This is a genomic window from Streptococcus sp. OMI750 (assembly GCF_047463895.1).
Taxonomy (GTDB): Bacteria; Bacillota; Bacilli; order Lactobacillales; family Streptococcaceae; genus Streptococcus.
This window is the reverse complement of sequence record NZ_JASHCZ010000007.1, coordinates 55491-74616: the sequence shown is the minus strand read 5'-3', so window position 1 is coordinate 74616 and position 19126 is coordinate 55491. Positions and strand designations below refer to the sequence as shown.

Here is a 19126-nt window from a genome sequence, read left to right as displayed (position 1 = left end):
AAATCCTTTCGTAAGTAATCGATTATTGAACGTTAGCTTTGTTAATTAAGTCAAACAAATCTTTCTTAGAGTCATTTGGCACCTTACGGACATCAAATTCCACTCCAAGATCACGCATTTTTTCAAATGTAGCCACGTCATCTTTATCCATTGACAAGACATTGTTGACCATGGTTTTACCAGTTGAGTGGGCCATTGAACCAACGTTCAAGGTTTTAATCGGAACACCACCCTCGATAGCGCGAAGAGCATCTTGAGGGGTTTCAAATAAGATCAAAGCATGTGTTTCACCAAAGCGTGGATCTTTTGCAACATCGATCAATTTTTGAATTGGGACAACGTTTGCCTTCACACCATTTGGTGCCGCTTGTTTGATCAATTCCTTACGGAGTTCATCTTTGGCAACTGAGTCAGAAGCTACGATAATTCGATCCGCTTTTGAATCAGGAGTCCAAGCAGTTGCGACTTGTCCATGAAGAAGACGTGTGTCAAGACGAGCAAGATTGATTTTCAATTTTCCATCTCCGATAACCGTTCCTTCTGGAATAGCAGCTTGGGCTACAGGAGCAGCAGCGGCTGTACTAACTTCTTCAACAGGGTTCAATTCTTCTGGAAGGGCTTTGACACCGTCTTTTGCTTCCTTGATGATGTTTGCAGCGACTTGATCAACGCCGGCATTTGCATCCATCAAACGTTCTGTATAAGCTTGAATCAACATCGGAAGGTTTAATCCTGTGATGATCGCAAATTTACGATCTGGATTTTCTCCCATGACGCGACTTGCTTGGTTAAATGGAGAACCACTCCAAAGGTCAGCCAAAACCAAGACTTCATCTTCTGCATCAAATGCGGCAACAGCTGCATTGAATTTAGCATAGAGATCATCCGGGCCTTCACTTGGCATGAACGTAACCACTTGAACTTTCTCTTGATCCCCAAAGATCATCGAGCCGGATTGGTGGATTCCAGCTGCAAATTCACCGTGGCTAGCAATAATGATACCAATACTCATTATTGACATTCCTCCTTATAAAATTTGTTTGACTTTCAGTTTAAGAAAACTTTAAGCTTCTTCATTATAAACCGTTTTCACATTTAAGTCAATTTTTCTGTCGGTAACAGAGCATCGTTGTTATATTAATTTATCTCTATGCAACATATATTCCTATAGGCTTTGTCACTAAGTGATTCCGTAAAAACAGCGCCATAGATGCTATAGTTTGTAAGCAAAGTTAGCTTACAAGATTGTGAAAAAACAAAAATAAATCAAAAAATTAAAATAAAGATATAACAACCCGGGAGATGGATCGGTTGAGAGCACACAAAAAAGACCAGCCCAGTTGAGCTAGTCTGGTAGGTTCAGTTAGTTAGTTGGTAAAGTCAAGTACCATACGTCCTTGAATGGTTCCAGCTTCCATTTCGTCAAAGACTTTGACAGCATCTTCTACTGGACGTTTTTGAACGACAGGGACTACCAAGCCTTCTGCACCAAATTGGAAGGCTTCTTCCAAGTCTTTACGAGTTCCTACAAGAGAACCAATGACTTGGATACCATCTAATACAGTTTTCACAATGCTGAGGTCCATCATTTCAGAAGGAAGACCAACTGCAACCACGCGGCCGCCTGCACGAACAGAATCTACTGCTTGGTTGAAAGCTACTTTAGAAACAGCTGTTACGACAGCAGAGTGAGCTCCACCATTTGTTTTTTCTTTAATCAATCCTGGGACATCTTCAACTTCGCGACCGTTGATGACAAAGTCTGCACCAACTTCTTTCGCCAATTCTAGTTTATCATTGTTGATATCGACAGCGATGACATGTGCGTTGAAGACTTTCTTAGCATATTGAACAGCCAAGTTTCCAAGTCCACCAGCTCCATAGATAACGATCCATTGTCCTGGTTCAGCTTTGGCTTCTTTGATGGCTTTGTAAGTTGTAACACCTGCACACGTAATAGAAGAAGCTTGGGCTGGATCTAATCCTTCAGGTACTTTCACTGCGTAATCTGCAGTAACGATACATTGTTCAGCCATTCCTCCATCAACAGAGTAACCAGCATTTTTTACAGTACGGCAAAGAGTTTCACGACCAGTTGTACAGTATTCACAAGTTCCACATCCTTCGAAGAACCATGCGACACTGACACGATCCCCAACTTTTAGGCTCTTGACATCTGGAGCAACTTCTTTAACAATACCGATTCCTTCGTGTCCAAGAACACGGCCTGGAACTTTACCGAAGTCCCCGTGAGCAACGTGCAAGTCAGTGTGGCAGACACCACAGTATTCGATTTGAACAAGTGCTTCCCCTGTTTCAAGTGGACGCATGTCTTTGTTTGCAACGATTTCAACACCAGTACCTTCTGGATTTACAACAACAGCTTTCATTTTGTTCCTCCTTAAGTGAACGAGAAGCGGTTTAGAATTTTTGAAAGCGCTTCTTTAATAACTATGTTAATAATATCACAAACTAGATAACGAGGCAATGAAAAAAATGGAAAAAAAGGGCGGTATTGATTAACCGATTAAGGATTTGGCGCAGAAAAAGACATGAGGGGATAACTCATGTCTGTTAGTTTTATAAGAATAATTGAATGAGTTGGCGCGCGACACCATCTTCGTTATTTGTGAAATCTGTGACGGAATCCGCGTAAGGGAGAAGGACGGAGCTAGCATTTTTCATGGCGTATCCATGACCAGCGAGAGCTAGCATGTCGGTATCGTTGTGCTCGTCTCCAAAGGCAATCAAATCCTTCTGATCCATATTGAGTTTATCTAGAAGGTAGGTCAGAGCAGATGCTTTGGTCACATTTTTGGGATTGCATTCCAGAATATTTAAGGGACCACCCCAAGTATTGATAGACAGATTGTAGTCATAATGACGATTCATTTCATCTGCCAGAGCATATTTGTCTTCCGCTTTCGTTTGAAAGAGAATACAGTTTGGGTCGCTCGTTACCCGCTCGGGATTGAATTGATTTTCTGGTTGGAAAGATTCAATCCCGAATAATTTAGGATCTGCAACGTGCTCATTTGGATCGGTAATAAAGAATTTATTGCGGTATTCGCCTGCTATAAAGTCCGCTTGGATAGTGTCTCGGTTAGCGACCATATCTAACAGGTATTTTTTATCTAAAGTCAAACATTGTTCATCTGCCCATTTTTTCTCAGGTAGATGCGTAAGGGAGCCGTTAAAATTGATCATCGGAGTATCTAGCTCTAGTTGTTTGTAATAGGTATGTGCCATACGGTAGGGGCGGCCTGTTGTAATAATGACTTTATGGCCAAGAGCACTAATTTTTTTTATCGTATCAATAGTAAAGTCGCTCAATTTGCTTTCGGAATTTAAGAGGGTTCCGTCTAGATCGAGAGCGATCATTTTTTTATGCATATTTCAGTTCCTTTCGAGAAGAATGAGACCATTATATCAGAAAAATCGGAAAAGCGCTCAAAAATCGAGAAGAGAAGCGGGATTTCTTGAAAGGCGAAAGATCTTTTGGTAGAATAGATATAACGTTCGCAAATTGATTGGGAGCGAGAATGATGAAAAAGGAGTTTATTCTGAAATGGATAAGTTTTTTAAACTTTCAGAACATGGAACCACTGTTCGGACAGAGGTTCTTGCTGGTCTGACAACCTTTTTTGCGATGAGTTATATCCTCTTCGTAAATCCGCAAATGTTGTCACAAACAGGTATGCCAGCTCAAGGGGTCTTCCTTGCAACGATTATTGGATCTGTGGTCGGAACCTTGATGATGGCTTTTTATGCCAACTTACCGTATGCACAAGCACCAGGAATGGGCTTGAATGCCTTCTTTACCTTTACCGTTGTATTTGGTATGGGCTACTCATGGCAGGAAGCTTTGGGAATGGTCTTCATTTGTGGTGTGATTTCATTGATCATCACATTGACAAATGTTCGGAAGATGATCATCGAATCGATTCCGACAGCCCTACGCTCTGCTATTTCAGCGGGGATTGGGATTTTCTTGGCCTATGTTGGGATCAAGAATGCAGGATTTTTGAAATTTACGATTGACCCTCATACCTATACAGTGGTCGGAGAAGGAGCAGATAAGGCTAATGCAACGATCTCAGCCAATGCATCTGCTGTTCCTGGTTTGGTTGATTTTAACAATCCAGTCGTCCTCTTGGCCCTTGTTGGTCTTGCGATTACCATTTTCTTTGTTGTCAAAGGGATTAAGGGAGGGATTATCCTTTCCATCTTAGTGACGACGGTTCTTGGAATTCTAATCCATGTTGTTGATATCAGCAAAATCGACTTTGCAAGTAACCATCTAGGAGCTGCCTTTAATGATTTAGGCACGATCTTTGGTCAAGCTTTAGGATCGAAAGGATTGGGTTCGTTGATTTCCAATACGTCTCGTTTGCCTGAAACCTTAATGGCAATCTTAGCCTTCTCCTTGACCGATATTTTTGATACCATCGGGACCTTGATCGGTACTGGTGAAAAAGTAGGGATTGTTGCAACAAATGGTGAAAATCATCAATCAGCGAAATTGGATAAAGCTCTCTATTCTGACCTCGTAGCGACTTCAGTCGGAGCCATTGCAGGGACATCTAATGTAACGACCTATGTTGAATCTGCAGCCGGTATTGGAGCGGGTGGACGAACTGGTCTGACAGCCTTGGTTGTAGCGATCTGTTTTGCTATTTCAAGTCTCTTTAGTCCATTGCTAGCGATTGTACCGACAGCAGCTACAGCACCAATTTTGATTGTTGTGGGAATCATGATGTTGAGTGGTTTGAAAAATATCCATTGGGAAGATATGTCAGAGGCCGTTCCTGCCTTCTTCACTTCTATCTTTATGGGCTTCAGCTACTCGATTACTCAAGGGATCGCTGCTGGATTTATCACCTATAGCTTGGTGAAAGTGGTTAAAGGACAAGCCAAAGAAGTGCACAGCATGATTTGGATCTTGGATGTTCTCTTTATTTTGAACTATATTAGTATGGCCTTGCATTAATCAAGGGGGAAACAAAAAGGAATGAGTGCAATTCACTGCTCTCATTCTTTTTTTTGTTGGCCAGTAGTCTAGAAGGAATCCTAATCCTTCTCTTTCAAAAGGAATTCTTAGGCGGACAATTTCTAAAAGAAAGAGCAGAATTTTAAAAAGTTTGGTATAATAGAAAAATGATTAGTCACAATGAAACAGAGCTGATCGCTCTAGGAGAACAGTTGGGAAAACTGTTAGAAAAACAGGATGTGATCATCCTATCGGGTGATTTGGGGGCTGGGAAAACTACCTTTACCAAGGGAATTGCAAAAGGTTTAGGGATTGATCAGATGATTAAAAGTCCTACCTATACCATCGTTCGGGAATATGAAGGACGTCTGCCTCTCTATCATTTAGATGTTTACCGAATTGGGAATGATCCAGATTCCATTGACTTAGATGATTTTCTGTTTGGAGAGGGTGCTACCATTATTGAATGGGGAGAGCTGATTGAACCCAGTCTTTCGGATGCTTATTTGAAAATTTTTATCCGAAAATTGGAAGATGGGCGAGAGTTGGAATTCGAAGCTCATGGAGCGCGCGCAGAGGCTTTGGTAGCATCCTTTGAGCAAGCGGGAGATACAGATGCCTAAGGAGAAAGAAGTTCCATTAGAGATTCGACAAGCTGAAACGACAGACGCGACTCTCCTTGTTGATTTCTTAAATCAAGTTGGTAAAGAGTCCGATTATATGACCTTGGATGAAGCTGGTATTGGCATGTCCCCAACTGATATGGCACAATTTCTGCTGCTACAAGAGACGGCGGTTAACCGGATTTGTCTCTTATTATTTGTAGACCAAACACTAGCCGGATTGTTAAATATCACAGCTGCTCCCCAACGGTCTGTTCAGCATATTGGTGATGTCTTTATTGTGATTCAGAGAGCTTATTGGAATCAGGGGCTTGGACAGATCTTGTTAGAAGAAGGAATCGAGTGGGCTCACTCGACTGGCATTCTTCGAAAATTAGTCCTAAATGTGCAAGTCCGCAACGAACGAGCGGTTCATCTGTATAAAAAGCTAGGATTTGAGATAGAAGGTTGCCAAGCTCGCGGAGCATGTTCAGCTGAAGGAGAATTTTTAGAGGTTTACCTCATGGGAAAACTGATAGATTAAAGAGAGATTCTATATGGTAAAAAAAATTATTTTAATGTTTTTGAGTTTATTGGCGGTAACGGTGATTGGAATTGGAGCCTATGGTTTGACTATTCTCAATCAGACGACAGGAACCCTCAGTAAGACTTATAAGAGCTTTGGAAATGAGACCAATGTCATTGCGGAAAATAAGCCGATGACCATCCTTTTGATGGGGGTTGATACAGGAAGCGGTTCTCGGGAAGATCCTTGGGCTGGAAATAGTGATACCATGATTTTGGTAACCGTCAATCCTCAAACAAAGGAAACGACCATGACCAGCTTGGAAAGAGATATTCTGACCAATATTACTTCTGATGGTGAAACTGTCCAAGCGAAATTGAATTCAGCCTATGCTCAAGGTGGAGCTAAGTTAGCTATTAAGACGATTCAGGATCTCTTGGATATTCATATTGATCGTTATGTCATGATCAATATGAAGGGACTGGTTCAATTAGTGGATAAGGTTGGTGGCATTACGGTTAACAATCCATTTGATTTTGATATTTCCATCGAAGAAAATGAGCCTGAATATACAGCAAAGATTGCACCAGGACAGCAGGAGATTAATGGAGATCAAGCGCTCGTTTATTCACGGATGCGCTACCAGGACCCAGATGGGGACTATGGACGTCAAAAACGCCAACGAGAAGTGATCAAAAAGATCGTCGAGAAAGTCTTAAGTCTCAATAGTTTGAGCCACTATAAAGGAATCATTGATTCTGTTAGTGACAATATGCAAACGAATATTGCTCTCGATAGCAATAGTTTGCTTCAATTATTGGGTTACCGAGATGCGCTTTCGAACATTCATCAGTACCAATTAAAAGGAGAAGATGCGACCTTGGCAGATGGTGGAAGTTATCAGATTGTAACCTCTAAACATCTCTTGAAAATTCAAAATATTATCCGCAAAGCCTTGGGAAAGAAAGAGATTAAGACACTGAAAACCAATGCATATCTAATGGATGGAGACGAAGATTTAAAGAATTCTTCTTCTTCTCAAAATGAAAACCCAGCAGCTTCTGAGGAAGCTCCTGTTTACCAAGAGTTTAATCAACTACCAGTTCTACCATCGAGTCAGGATACAGGAGTGGTGACGCCCCAAAGTTCTGTTCCACCGGTAACGCCCGTTGCCCCTGCGGCCACAGAGTCTAGCGCCCTTACACCTGCGTTACCATCAGAATAAGACAAAAACGATTGAGTTTTCTCAATCGTTTTTGTTTGGATTCCATGTGTCCTGAATTTCCTGTAGGGAAGCACTTGCTTGCTGGCTAAAGAGCCTGGTCTTATATTGGAAGTCTGTCACTAATTCTTGAAGAATGGATTTTTGGTCTTGGATAATTTCCAGGTTGCGTTGGATTTTTGCTAAGTTTTCTTGCATCCCCTTGACCAATTGGTGAGATTCAGTCACTTCTGTTTTGATTGTTTGACGATTTTTTACCAGGTGGAAGCTAATGCTGGCTCCTGTTGCAAACCAAAAGAGATTTTTGAGTTTCATATGGCCTCCTTATTTAGCTGTTTTGGATTTTATCTGCGAGCGTGGCCAGCTGGTCAAAATTCGGCTCATGCTCGGTAAATGAGATAGCAAGCTCATCTTGGTCAGAATAGCGGGGGATGATATGGATATGGGTGTGAAATACAGTCTGTCCAGAAACTTCTTCCATGTTACTGATGATATTCATTCCCTTGGCTTGAGTAGCGGCTTCTACTTTTTTAGCAACTTTAGAGACACGTGCAAATAGTTGAGCTGTGGCGGTTTCGTCCATCTCTAGTAGGTTGCGAGCGTGTTTCTTTGGAACCACTAAAGTATGACCAGGAGTAACTTGAGAGATGTCTAAAAATGCGAGGATCTCCTCATCTTCATAAACTTTGGATGAAGGAATGTCGCCAGCTATAATCTTACAAAAAATACAATCGTCAACCATAAATACACCTCATTTAGACTAAATTTTGTTATAATATAAGAACATTATACCAGAAATCGGAGAAAATATGTTAGAAATCAATAAGTTGACAGGGGGCTATGTCAACATCCCTGTCCTGAAAGAGGTGAGCTTTTCGGTTCCTGATGGGCAACTGATTGGTTTAATTGGGCTAAATGGAGCTGGAAAGTCAACCACGATTAATGAAATTATTGGTCTCCTGCATCCATATGCTGGGGAAGTGCGGATTGATGGCCTTAGTCTGCCAGAAGCTCCGACTGAATATCGGAAGAAAATCGGTTATATTCCAGAAACACCAAGTCTTTATGAGGAATTAACCCTGAGGGAGCATATCGAAACCGTAAGCCTCGCCTATGATTTAGACATAGATCAAGTCATGGTGCGCGTCCAGCCTTTGTTGGAACGATTTCGTTTGGCTGAAAAATTAGATTGGTTCCCGACCCATTTTTCAAAGGGGATGAAGCAGAAGGTCATGATTATTTGCGCCTATGCAGTGGATCCAAGTCTTTATATTGTCGATGAACCCTTTTTGGGATTGGATCCTGTTGCAATTGCAGATTTGATTCAATTATTGGCAGATGAAAAGGCAAAAGGAAAATCAATTTTGATGAGTACCCACGTTCTGGATTCGGCTGAAAAGATGTGTGATGGGTTTGTGATCCTCCATAAGGGTCAGGTCCGAGCACAAGGGACCTTAGATGAGCTGCGTTCAACTTTTGGGGATGAGAAAGCAAGTCTAAATGATATCTACATGACCTTGACAGAAGAGGAAACAGCATGAAAGAGTTGATGAAAAAACGGCAACAAACGTTTCGAACTCAATGTGTAAAATACAGTCGCTATGTTCTCAATGATCATTTCGTCCTCTTTATGCTCATTTTTATAGGATTTTTAGCAGTTCAATACAGCAAATTCTTGCAAGAACTACCCAAAGATCCGAGCCTGATCCGCTGGAGTCTCTTGCTTGGTTTGCTCTTCTTGGTACCGATTGGCTCTATTGCGACCTACCTAGAGAAGCCAGATGCGTTATTTCTTATAGTGAAAGAAGAGGAAATAAAAAATCATATCAAGGGGCAGGTTAAGAAGTCTTTTGTATTGTGGCTTTTGATTCAAAGCTTTGTCCTCATATTATTCATCCCCCTTTTTCTTGCAACGGGGATGAATGCACTGGGAATAGTGGCTTACGTTTTTATTTTAGGGGTAGCTAAAGGGCTTGTCTTTAGCTGGAAAGCTAAACGTTTCTATCAGGATGGCAATCTAAATTGGATCTGGACCATTGCTCGTGAGAATGCAAGGAAACAAATGATTCTTCGCTTTTTTGCCCTGTTTACAACGGTGAAAGGGATCACGAATAGTGTCAAAAGAAGAGCCTACTTGGATCGCTTCTTGGCCCTACTTCCTAAAACACATGGGAATACTTGGCTTCACTTGTATATGCGCTCCTTCCTACGTAACGGTGATCTTTTCTCCATGACACTACGACTTTTGCTTCTGTCGATTCTTGCTATGGTCTTTATTCCTCAACCTCTAGTGGTGATCGCTCTTGTAGCCTTGCTCAATTACTTGATCATTTTTCAATTGTTGGGCCTTTATAGTGCTTTTGATTACCAACCCTTGACCCTTCTTTTTCCAATGAAAAAAGGAAGTAAAAAGGCAGGATTGAACAAAACAATTCGCTTGTTAATGGGGATTGTAACAGTGATAGAAGGGGTGATTGGGTTGGTCTTTATGTCAGATAAAGTCTTGTTGCTGGGCTTATTAGCTTATACACTTGCATTAACCCTGATCTACCTTCCATTTAAGATGGCGCGCTTGGTTGACGAAAGTCGTTAAAATTAGTAAAATAGATTGGAAACTTTTTACGGAGGAAAAGATGGACTCGAATGAAAAAGAGCTAAGCCTCACCCCAATTCCTGGGAAGAGTGGGAAGGCCTACATGGGGACCTACCCAGATGGTGGGCGCGTTTTTGTAAAAATGAATACGACCCCAATCCTTGCGGGTCTAGCAAAAGAACAGATTGCTCCTCAATTGCTATGGAGTCGACGTTTGCCAGATGGAAATGTGATGAGTGCCCAAGAATGGTTGAATGGGGAGATTCTCACGCCAAATGGAATGTCAAAAAAACAAGTGGTCAATATTTTAACGAGATTGCACCGTTCTAGACCTTTGATGACTCAATTAAAGAAACTTGGGTATCCGGTGGAATCTCCTTTAGAGTTGCTCAATTCTTGGAGTAACCGGTTGCCAATTGCCCTACGTCAGAACCACTACATCCAATCAGTCGTAAAGAATTTACGTAAGACAGTGCCAGCCTTTCGGGAGGATTATGCGACGATCGTCCATGGGGATGTCCGTCATAGTAACTGGATTGAGACAGAGAGCGGCTTGATTTATCTAGTCGATTGGGATTCCGTTCGTTTAACTGACAGGATGTTGGATGTGGCGCATATCTTGAGTCACTATATTCCAGATTCTAATTGGCGTGATTGGTTAGGTTATTATGGTTACAAGTATAACCAAAAGGTCTTTGACAAACTCTATTGGTTTGGTCAATATTCTTTTTTGTGGCAAATTGCTAAATACTATGAAAACAATGATCTAGAAAATGTCAATCGCGAGATCTATGCTCTGCGCAATTTCCGGTTGAAATATGGAAAGGAAATATGAGAGTTAGAAATCGTAAAGGAGCAACAGAACTACTGGAAGCCAATCCACAATATGTGATCTTAAATCCAGAAGATGCTAAGGGAAAGTGGCATAAGATTTTCGGGAATGATCATCCGATCCATATTGAGGTAGGAAGTGGAAAAGGTGCTTTTATCACTGGGATGGCCAAGGCTAATCCAGAGATCAACTACATTGGGATCGATATCCAAAAATCAGTTTTGAGCTATGCTTTAGATAAAGTTCTGGAAGCTGATGTTCCCAATATTAAATTACTTTGGGTAGATGGGGATAGCTTGACTAACTATTTTGAAGACGGAGAAATTGATCAGCTCTATCTGAATTTTTCAGATCCATGGCCAAAGAAACGTCATGAGAAGCGTCGCTTGACATACAAGAGCTTCCTTGATACCTTTAAGCAAATTCTTCCGAAACACGGAGAGATTCACTTTAAAACAGACAACCGAGGTTTGTTTGAATACAGTTTGGTAAGCTTCTCGCAATATGGGATGACTTTGAAGGGAGTCTGGTTAGACCTTCATGCTAGCGATTTTGAGGGGAATGTGATGACCGAATACGAGAAGAAGTTCTCCAGCAAAGGACAGGTCATTTACCGTGTGGAAGCACAGTTTTAGCATATTCCTTGCAATCATTGGGGAATCGTGTTATAATACTTTAAATGAATAGAAAAGGAGAGGCGGGGAAATATCTTCGCCTCTTATCTATGAGGAGGTGGCAACCATCGCAACGATTGTTGACTTAGTAACAGAAGTGATTCAGCCAGCTATCAAGGAACCATTTGAATTGGTCGATGTTGAATATGGCAAAATGGGTGGTGACTACGTCTTAAGCATTTTCGTAGACAAACCAGAAGGAATCACACTGAATGACACAGCGGATTTGACAGAAATCATTAGTCCGTTACTGGATCAAATCAAACCAGACCCATTTCCAGAACAGTACTTTTTAGAAGTTACCAGTCCTGGCTTGGAGAGACCTTTGAAAACCAAGGAATCCCTTGAGGGAGCTCTTGGTAAGTATATCAATATCAGCTTGTATAAGGCTATTGAAAAGCAAAAGGTCTTTGAGGGGAACTTGGTAGGTTTTGAAGAGGATGTTTTGACCATTGAGTATATGGATAAAACACGGAAAAAAACAGTGGATATTCCTTATAACCTTGTATCCAAAGCAAGGTTGGCTGTAAAATTGTAACAGAATGAAAGAAAGGATGCCTTTATAGAAGAGGCAAGAAAAACATGAGTAAAGAAATGCTAGAAGCCTTCCGCATTTTGGAAGAAGACAAAGGGATCAAAAAAGAAGATATCATCGAAGCGGTCACAGAATCATTACGTTCAGCTTATCGCCGTCGTTATGGACAAGCAGAAAGTGCAGCGATTGAATTCAATGAAAAAACTGGAGATTTCCGTGTTTATACCGTTCGTGAAGTAGTGGATGAAGTCTTTGATAGCCGCTTAGAAATCAGCTTGAAGGATGCCTTGGCCATTAGCTCTGCTTATGAGTTGGGAGATAAGATCAAGTTTGAAGAAGCACCAGCTGAATTTGGTCGAGTAGCAGCTCAATCAGCCAAACAAACCATCATGGAAAAAATGCGCAAGCAAACACGCACCATCACCTATAACACTTATAAAGAGCATGAAAATGAAATTATGAGTGGAACGGTAGAGCGCTTTGACAATCGCTTTATCTATGTCAATCTTGGTTCGATCGAAGCTCAATTGTCTAAACAGGACCAAATTCCAGGGGAAGTCTTCCAATCTCATGATCGCATCGAAGTATTCGTCTACAAAGTAGAAGACAATCCTCGTGGGGTGAATGTCTTTGTTAGCCGGAGCCATCCAGAAATGATCAAACGTTTGATGGAACAAGAAATTCCTGAAGTTTATGATGGTACTGTTGAGATTATGAGTGTCGCGCGCGAAGCTGGAGATCGTACAAAAGTTGCGGTTCGTAGCCATAATCCAAACGTAGACGCGATTGGGACCATCGTTGGTCGTGGTGGATCGAACATTAAAAAGATTACCAGCAAGTTCCATCCAGCACGCTATGATCAAAAATTGGACCGTATGGTTCCTACAGAAGAAAACATCGATGTGATTGAGTGGGTTCCAGATCCAGCTGAATTTATCTACAATGCGATTGCTCCTGCAGAAGTGGACCAAGTTATCTTTGATGATGAAGACAGCAAACATGCTCTCGTTGTGGTTCCAGATAACAAGTTGTCTCTTGCCATTGGTCGTCGTGGGCAAAACGTTCGTTTAGCAGCTCATTTGACCGGTTACCGTATCGATATCAAATCTGCTAGTGAGTTTGAAGAAATGGAAGCAGCTCAAGAAACTTTTGAAGACCAAGTAGAAAGTAGTCAAGAGCAAGTCGATTAAGAGAGGGAGGGAACATGGTAAAAACAAGAAAAATCCCTTTAAGAAAATCGGTCGTTTCAAATGAAATTATTGATAAGCGTGATTTGCTCCGAATTGTTAAAAACAAAGAGGGGCATGTCTTTATCGATCCGACTGGCAAAGCCAATGGTCGAGGCGCTTATATTAAATTAGATAATGAAGAAGCGGCCCTTGCTAAGAAAAAGAAAGCTTTTAATCGTAGCTTTAATATGGAAGTGGAAGAAGCTTTCTATGATGAATTGATCGCTTACGTAGATCATAAGGTGAAGAGAAGAGAGTTAGGCCTTGAATAAGCAAAAGTTGAGCAATCTGTTGGGCCTAGCGCAAAGAGCAGGAAAGCTTATTTCTGGAGAAGAACTCGTGATTAAAGCGATCCAGGAAGGCAAAGTAAAATTAGTTTTCCTTGCAAATGATGCTGCTAGCAATCTGACAAAGAAAGTGACGGATAAGGGTCACTATTATGAGGTTCAAGTATCTACCGTGTTTTCAACACTAGAATTAAGCACTGCAATTGGACGTGCCCGGAAGGTCGTCGCAGTTGTAGATGCTGGATTTTCAAAGAAAATGAGGTCTCTTATGGAATAGAAGAGGAGGACAGCAATTGTCTAAGAAAAGATTATACGAAATTGCCAAAGAATTGGGCAAGGAAAGTAAAGAAGTCGTCACTCGTGCGAAAGAGTTAGGTTTTGACGTTAAGAGTCATGCATCTAGTGTCGATACGGATGCTGCTGAAAAGTTAATCAAGAGCTTTGCAGCAAAAAAAGAAACAGTCGAAAAGAAAGTAGCAGAGGTGGCTGCCAAGGCAACGGCTGTCGTAGAAAAAAAAGAAGCAGTACCGGTCAAAAACCAAGAAAAAACTGAGACAAAATTAGAAACACCAAACCCAGTTGCGAAACCAAAAAGTCGTAACTTTAAAGCGGAACGCGAAGCCCGTGCAAAAGAGCAGGCGGAACGTCGTCAACAACAAGGAAATCGACCTAAGAAACAACAAAACGACCGTCGGGATGGGGATCGTTTTCAAAATCGTAATGAGCGAAAAAATCAAGGAAATGACCGCCGGAACCAAGGGAATGATCGTCGCCGTGACCAAGCTGGAAACGGTCAAGGACGTCCAAATCCTGTAAATGGCGCTCCGAAAATTGATTTCAAAGCTCGTGCAGCAGCATTAAAAGCAGAACAAAATGCAGAGTATGCACGTGGAAGTGAAGATCGGTATAAACAACAAGCTGCTAAAGCAGAACAAGAACGTCAACAGCGCCGGAAGCGAGTAGAAGTACCAGAAGTGAAAGCTCCTGTACAAGAGAAAACCGTTGAAAATCTTGCAAAACCAGCTGTTGCAGCTGCTCCGGCTCAAGTCGATACACGCCGTAAGAAACAAGCGCGACCAGATAAGAAACGCGATGATTTTGATCGTGAAGAAGATGGTCCAAGAAAACAACAAAGGAATCGAAGTAGTCAAAATCAAGTGAGAAATCAAAAAAATAGTAACTGGAATAACAATAAGAAAAATAAAAAAGGGAAGAACAACCGTAATGAGGCTCCAAAACCAGTAACAGAGCGTAAATTCCATGAATTACCTAGTGAATTTGAGTATACGGATGGAATGACGGTTGCGGAAATCGCAAAACGCATTAAACGTGAACCGGCTGAAATCGTTAAGAAACTCTTCATGATGGGAGTGATGGCGACGCAAAACCAATCCTTGGATGGCGATACCATTGAACTCCTTTTGGTAGATTATGGAATTGAAGCCAAGAAAAAGGTTGAAGTGGACAATGCGGATATCGAACGTTTCTTCGTCGAAGATGGTTATCTGAACGAAGATGAGCTAGTGGAGCGTCCACCAGTTGTCACCATCATGGGACACGTTGACCACGGGAAGACAACCCTTTTGGATACCCTTCGTAATTCACGTGTAGCAACAGGTGAAGCGGGAGGAATCACCCAGCATATCGGTGCTTACCAAATCGTGGAAAATGGCAAGAAAATTACCTTCTTGGATACACCAGGTCACGCGGCCTTTACTTCTATGCGGGCGCGTGGTGCATCTGTTACGGATATCACCATCTTGGTCGTAGCAGCAGATGACGGGGTGATGCCTCAGACTATCGAAGCCATCAACCACTCAAAAGCGGCTAATGTTCCAATCATTGTGGCTATTAACAAGATTGATAAACCAGGTGCCAACCCAGAACGTGTGATCGGTGAATTGGCAGAGCATGGAGTCATGTCAACTGCCTGGGGTGGTGATTCTGAGTTTGTAGAAATCTCAGCTAAATTCAACCAAAATATCGATGAACTCTTGGAAACGGTCCTTCTTGTAGCTGAAATCCAAGAACTCAAGGCAGATCCAACAGTTCGTGCCATCGGTACGGTTATCGAAGCGCGTTTGGATAAAGGTAAAGGTGCGGTTGCAACCCTTCTGGTTCAGCAAGGTACCTTGAATGTTCAAGACCCAATCGTTGTTGGTAATACTTTCGGACGTGTCCGTGCCATGACCAATGACCTTGGCCGTCGTGTGAAAGTAGCTGGACCATCTACTCCAGTTTCTATCACTGGTTTGAACGAAGCACCAATGGCGGGTGACCACTTTGCGGTTTATGAAGATGAAAAATCTGCGCGTGCAGCGGGTGAAGAACGTGCCAAACGTGCATTGATGAAACAACGTCAAGCAACTAACCGTGTCAGCCTTGAAAACCTCTTTGATACCTTGAAGGCTGGGGAAGTGAAATCTGTTAATGTTATCATCAAGGCCGATGTACAAGGTTCAGTTGAAGCTCTTGCTGCTTCTCTTCAAAAGATTGAAGTGGAAGGTGTGAAGATTACTATCGTTCACTCAGCAGTTGGTGCCATCAACGAATCAGACGTCACCCTTGCAGAAGCTTCAAATGCCTTCATCATTGGATTTAACGTCCGCCCAACCCCTCAAGCGCGTCAACAAGCGGAAGCTGATGAGGTGGAAATCCGTCTTCACTCAATCATCTACAAAGTGATTGAAGAAATGGAAGATGCCATGAAGGGAATGTTGGATCCTGAGTTCGAAGAGAAAGTCATCGGGGAAGCAGTCATTCGTGAAACCTTTAAAGTCTCTAAAGTGGGTACCATCGGTGGATTTATGGTCCTCAGTGGTAAGGTCACTCGTGATTCCAAAGTTCGTGTCATTCGTGACGGTGTCGTGATTTATGATGGAGCTCTTGCTAGCTTGAAACATTATAAAGATGATGTCAAAGAAGTGACAAACGGTCGCGAAGGTGGATTGATGATCGAAGGCTACAATGATATCAAAACTGACGATACTATCGAAGCTTACATCATGGAAGAAATTAAGAAATAATCTTACAACTAGGAAGAATGAGGACTTTCTCTCGGACTTCCTAGTTTTTAAACCTAGTAAAAGAAAGGAGTTCCTATGGCAAGTCATTTTCGGACAGACCGAGTAGGGATGGAAATCAAGCGGGAAGTCAACGAAATTTTACAAAAGAAAGTCCGTGACCCGCGTGTTCAAGGTGTCACCATTACGGATGTTCAAATGCTAGGTGATTTGTCTATGGCCAAAGTGTATTATTCAATTATGAGTGATTTGGCTTCAGACAATCAAAAGGCTCAGACAGGCCTTGAAAAAGCAACAGGAACCATCAAGCGTGAATTAGGTCGGAATCTGAAATTGTACAAGATTCCAGATCTTACTTTTGTGAAAGACGAATCCATCGAATACGGAAATAAGATCGATGAGATGTTGCGCAATTTGAACAAAGACTAGAGAGGTTGGAAATTTTCCACGCCCAGATTGAAAGACAAAGTCTTCTTAGAAACTTTCCTTAGGTGAGTATGGACGTCAGCGAACTTCTTCGAAGTTCCATGACTAATTATTGAGCCTAAGGTCTCAATAATTCCGAGTACCTGAAACTATTAAGTTTCAGGTACTTTTCTCACGACGAAAAGTTTCAGTAGATGATTGAATCACTCTAACGAGTAACATTTCTTTTTATAGAATTTATTAGATTTATAAAAAAGAATAGTTTGTCTACAGTCTCGGGTTGGAAATTTCCAACCTCTTTTTTGGCTCTTAAATGAGGAAAATAAAACAGAAAGAAAAAAACGGTTTCAAAAAATAATAGAAATTTACAGAAATCTCTTGTGTGATTGGAAATTATCCTTTACAATAGGAGAGGAGTTTTATTTCTGATCTCATATTTGGAGGAATGATCATGTCCATTAACTGGCAGGAAATTTTGTTTAACTTTTTGGGAGGGTTGGGTCTCTTTCTCTATAGTATTAAAACCATGGGAGAAGGACTGCAACAAGCCGCAGGGGACCGTCTTCGCTACTATATTGATAAATATACTAGCAATCCCTTTCTTGGAGTCTTAGTAGGGATTGTTGTGACAGCCCTTATTCAGTCTAGTACTGGGGTAACGGTGATTACAGTTGGTCTGGTCAGTGCGGGTCTCTTGACCCTGCGTCAAGCCATTGGGATCATCATGGGGGCTAATATTGGGACCACGGTCACCTCGTTCATTATTGGATTTAAACTGGGGACTTATGCCCTTCCGATTATGTTTCTTGGAACGGTCTTACTTTTCTTTACTAAGAATCGAATGGCCAATAATATTGGTCGGATTCTCTTTGGGGTTGGAGGAATTTTCTACGCTTTAAACCTGATTAGTGCGGGAATGAGTCCTTTGAAAGAATTGCCAGAATTTAGTCAGTACATGATCACCCTTGGGAAAAATCCAATTCTGGGTGTTTTAGCAGGAGCCATCATCACCGTTTTGATTCAAGCTTCGTCAGCCACCATTGGGATTCTACAAGGTTTGTATTCAGGTGGTTTCCTAGATCTTCGCGGTTCTTTACCTATCCTTTTTGGGGACAACATCGGAACAACCTTGACAGTTATTATTGCAGCGATGGGAGCCAATGTTTCTGCTAAGCGTGTTGCAGCAACCCACGTGCTCTTTAACTTGATCGGTACAATCCTTTGTTTGATCTTGTTAACACCTTTTACAGCCATGATTGAATACTTCCAAGGGCTCTTGCACTTGTCACCAGAAATGACCATTGCTTTTTCTCACGGAGCTTTCAACGTGACCAACACTATCATTCAATTCCCATTCATTGGAGCTTTGGCATACTTTGTAACCAAACTGATTCCTGGTGAGGATGAGGTTGTCAAATATGAACCGCTCTACTTGGATGAAAACTTGATCACTCAAGCGCCTTCGATTGCTCTAGGAAATGCAAAAAAAGAGTTGCTTCATTTAGGTGGATATGCTGACAAAGCTTTTAATCTCTCTTATGATTATATTGTTCATCAAAATGAAAAAACAGCTGAAAAGGGACATAAGACAGAAGAAGCCATTAATACCATTGATGATGATTTGACTCGCTACTTGATTCGTTTGTCGAGTGAAGCCTTGAGTCCGAGAGAAAGTGAAGTTCTCACCAATATCTTAGATTCCTCACGGGATTTGGAGCGGATTGGAGATCACGCGGAAGCCTTGATCAATCTGACCGATTATTTAATTCGTAAGAAAGTCGTCTTTTCAGAAGCGGCCTTGGCTGAATTGGAAGATATTTACAACCAAACCCATCAATTTGTAGAGGATGCCTTAAAAGCTGTTGAGAACAATGATGTGAGTCTTGCAAACCAATTGGTAGCACGTCACGAGGCAATTGAAAAGTTGGAGAAAAGACTTCGGAAAACCCATATTCGTCGTTTGAACCACGGTGAATGTACACCTCAAGCCGGAGTGAACTTTATTGATATCATTTCTCACTATACACGTGTTGCAGACCATGCCATGAATCTCGCTGAGAAAGTACAAATCGAGCAAATTTAAGGAACGTCAAACAGAGTAAGTAGGAAGCTTACTCTGTTTTTTGTTGGAATCTATTCAAAAATAGGTCTAGACCATTTACAAATGGAAGTGAAAGCGTTATAATA

At 41.6% G+C, this 19126-nt stretch carries 19 protein-coding genes and 2 pseudogenes; 16 read left to right on the top strand and 5 right to left on the bottom strand.

Annotated features, from left to right (window positions below; genetic code table 11):
- Window positions 1-22: 22 nt before the first annotated feature.
- From QM830_RS10425 to QM830_RS10415, 3 genes are all read right to left on the bottom strand, one after another.
- A complete protein-coding gene (locus tag QM830_RS10425; RefSeq protein WP_414326927.1) occupies window positions 23-1012 on the bottom strand; it encodes a PTS sugar transporter subunit IIB in 990 nt (329 codons plus the stop codon).
- Window positions 1013-1367: 355 nt separating this feature from the next.
- Window positions 1368-2390 (bottom strand): alcohol dehydrogenase AdhP, encoded by a 1023-nt coding sequence (gene adhP / locus QM830_RS10420; protein ID WP_003003874.1) that lies wholly within the window; start codon window positions 2388-2390, stop codon window positions 1368-1370.
- A 190-nt stretch (window positions 2391-2580) separates the two neighbouring features.
- A complete protein-coding gene (locus tag QM830_RS10415; RefSeq protein WP_049471729.1) occupies window positions 2581-3393 on the bottom strand; it encodes a Cof-type HAD-IIB family hydrolase in 813 nt (270 codons plus the stop codon).
- Between the two features lie 175 nt (window positions 3394-3568).
- Between QM830_RS10415 and QM830_RS10410 the strand changes: the two genes are divergently transcribed.
- The 4 genes from QM830_RS10410 to brpA all read left to right on the top strand — a co-directional run bounded on the left by QM830_RS10410 (window position 3569) and on the right by brpA (window position 7343).
- Complete coding sequence (locus QM830_RS10410; protein ID WP_009732294.1) at window positions 3569-4990, top strand: NCS2 family permease; 1422 nt, start codon at window positions 3569-3571, stop codon at window positions 4988-4990.
- A gap of 167 nt (window positions 4991-5157) precedes the next feature.
- The gene (gene tsaE / locus QM830_RS10405; protein WP_414326925.1) at window positions 5158-5613 is read left to right on the top strand and encodes a tRNA (adenosine(37)-N6)-threonylcarbamoyltransferase complex ATPase subunit type 1 TsaE; all 456 of its coding nucleotides are present in this window, start codon (window positions 5158-5160) and stop codon (window positions 5611-5613) included.
- Entirely contained in the window at window positions 5606-6136 is a 531-nt protein-coding gene (locus tag QM830_RS10400; protein WP_414326923.1) for an N-acetyltransferase family protein, read from the top strand. Before tsaE ends, QM830_RS10400 begins: the two co-directional genes overlap by 8 nt.
- Before the next feature lie 13 nt (window positions 6137-6149).
- Window positions 6150-7343, top strand: a complete 1194-nt coding sequence (gene brpA, locus QM830_RS10395; protein ID WP_414326921.1) for a biofilm formation/cell division transcriptional regulator BrpA — start codon at window positions 6150-6152, stop codon at window positions 7341-7343.
- A 21-nt stretch (window positions 7344-7364) separates the two neighbouring features.
- On the opposite strand, the gene QM830_RS10390 is transcribed toward brpA, so the two are convergent.
- Window positions 7365-7655 (bottom strand): hypothetical protein, encoded by a 291-nt coding sequence (locus QM830_RS10390; protein ID WP_414326919.1) that lies wholly within the window; start codon window positions 7653-7655, stop codon window positions 7365-7367.
- A 13-nt stretch (window positions 7656-7668) separates the two neighbouring features.
- On the bottom strand, window positions 7669-8082 hold the full coding sequence (locus QM830_RS10385; RefSeq protein ID WP_009732299.1) for an HIT family protein: 414 nt from the start codon (window positions 8080-8082) through the stop codon (window positions 7669-7671).
- A gap of 67 nt (window positions 8083-8149) precedes the next feature.
- On the opposite strand from QM830_RS10385, the gene QM830_RS10380 reads away from it, so the two are divergent.
- From QM830_RS10380 to QM830_RS10325, 12 genes and pseudogenes are all read left to right on the top strand, one after another.
- Window positions 8150-8881 (top strand): ABC transporter ATP-binding protein, encoded by a 732-nt coding sequence (locus QM830_RS10380; RefSeq protein ID WP_009732300.1) that lies wholly within the window; start codon window positions 8150-8152, stop codon window positions 8879-8881.
- Window positions 8878-9933 carry an ABC transporter permease gene (locus QM830_RS10375; RefSeq protein ID WP_414326916.1) on the top strand — a complete coding sequence of 352 codons (1056 nt, stop codon included), beginning with the start codon at window positions 8878-8880 and terminating at the stop codon, window positions 9931-9933. Before QM830_RS10380 ends, QM830_RS10375 begins: the two co-directional genes overlap by 4 nt.
- Before the next feature lie 40 nt (window positions 9934-9973).
- Window positions 9974-10768: a cell cycle regulator CcrZ gene (gene ccrZ, locus QM830_RS10370; protein ID WP_023920250.1), complete on the top strand. Its 795-nt coding sequence runs from the start codon at window positions 9974-9976 to the stop codon at window positions 10766-10768.
- Window positions 10765-11400: a tRNA (guanosine(46)-N7)-methyltransferase TrmB gene (gene trmB / locus QM830_RS10365; RefSeq protein ID WP_414326914.1), complete on the top strand. Its 636-nt coding sequence runs from the start codon at window positions 10765-10767 to the stop codon at window positions 11398-11400. Before ccrZ ends, trmB begins: the two co-directional genes overlap by 4 nt.
- A gap of 97 nt (window positions 11401-11497) precedes the next feature.
- Window positions 11498-11977, top strand: coding sequence for a ribosome maturation factor RimP (rimP, locus tag QM830_RS10360; RefSeq protein ID WP_414326913.1), 480 nt, complete (start codon window positions 11498-11500; stop codon window positions 11975-11977).
- Between the two features lie 44 nt (window positions 11978-12021).
- Window positions 12022-13164: a transcription termination factor NusA gene (nusA, locus tag QM830_RS10355; RefSeq protein ID WP_009732305.1), complete on the top strand. Its 1143-nt coding sequence runs from the start codon at window positions 12022-12024 to the stop codon at window positions 13162-13164.
- Between the two features lie 14 nt (window positions 13165-13178).
- Window positions 13179-13475 (top strand): RNase P modulator RnpM, encoded by a 297-nt coding sequence (gene rnpM, locus QM830_RS10350; protein ID WP_009732306.1) that lies wholly within the window; start codon window positions 13179-13181, stop codon window positions 13473-13475.
- A complete protein-coding gene (locus QM830_RS10345) occupies window positions 13468-13767 on the top strand; it encodes a YlxQ-related RNA-binding protein (RefSeq protein ID WP_414326911.1) in 300 nt (99 codons plus the stop codon). The genes rnpM and QM830_RS10345 overlap by 8 nt, the downstream gene beginning before the upstream one ends.
- A 16-nt stretch (window positions 13768-13783) precedes the next feature.
- Window positions 13784-14407, top strand: a pseudogene (locus QM830_RS10340) (translation initiation factor IF-2 N-terminal domain-containing protein); the annotation flags it as partial.
- A 99-nt stretch (window positions 14408-14506) separates the two neighbouring features.
- A pseudogene (infB, locus tag QM830_RS10335) lies at window positions 14507-16516 on the top strand (translation initiation factor IF-2); the annotation flags it as partial.
- 75 nt (window positions 16517-16591) lie between these two features.
- Window positions 16592-16942 (top strand): 30S ribosome-binding factor RbfA, encoded by a 351-nt coding sequence (gene rbfA, locus QM830_RS10330; RefSeq protein WP_003003976.1) that lies wholly within the window; start codon window positions 16592-16594, stop codon window positions 16940-16942.
- A gap of 448 nt (window positions 16943-17390) precedes the next feature.
- The gene (locus QM830_RS10325; protein WP_021154523.1) at window positions 17391-19022 is read left to right on the top strand and encodes a Na/Pi cotransporter family protein; all 1632 of its coding nucleotides are present in this window, start codon (window positions 17391-17393) and stop codon (window positions 19020-19022) included.
- Window positions 19023-19126: the final 104 nt, after the last annotated feature.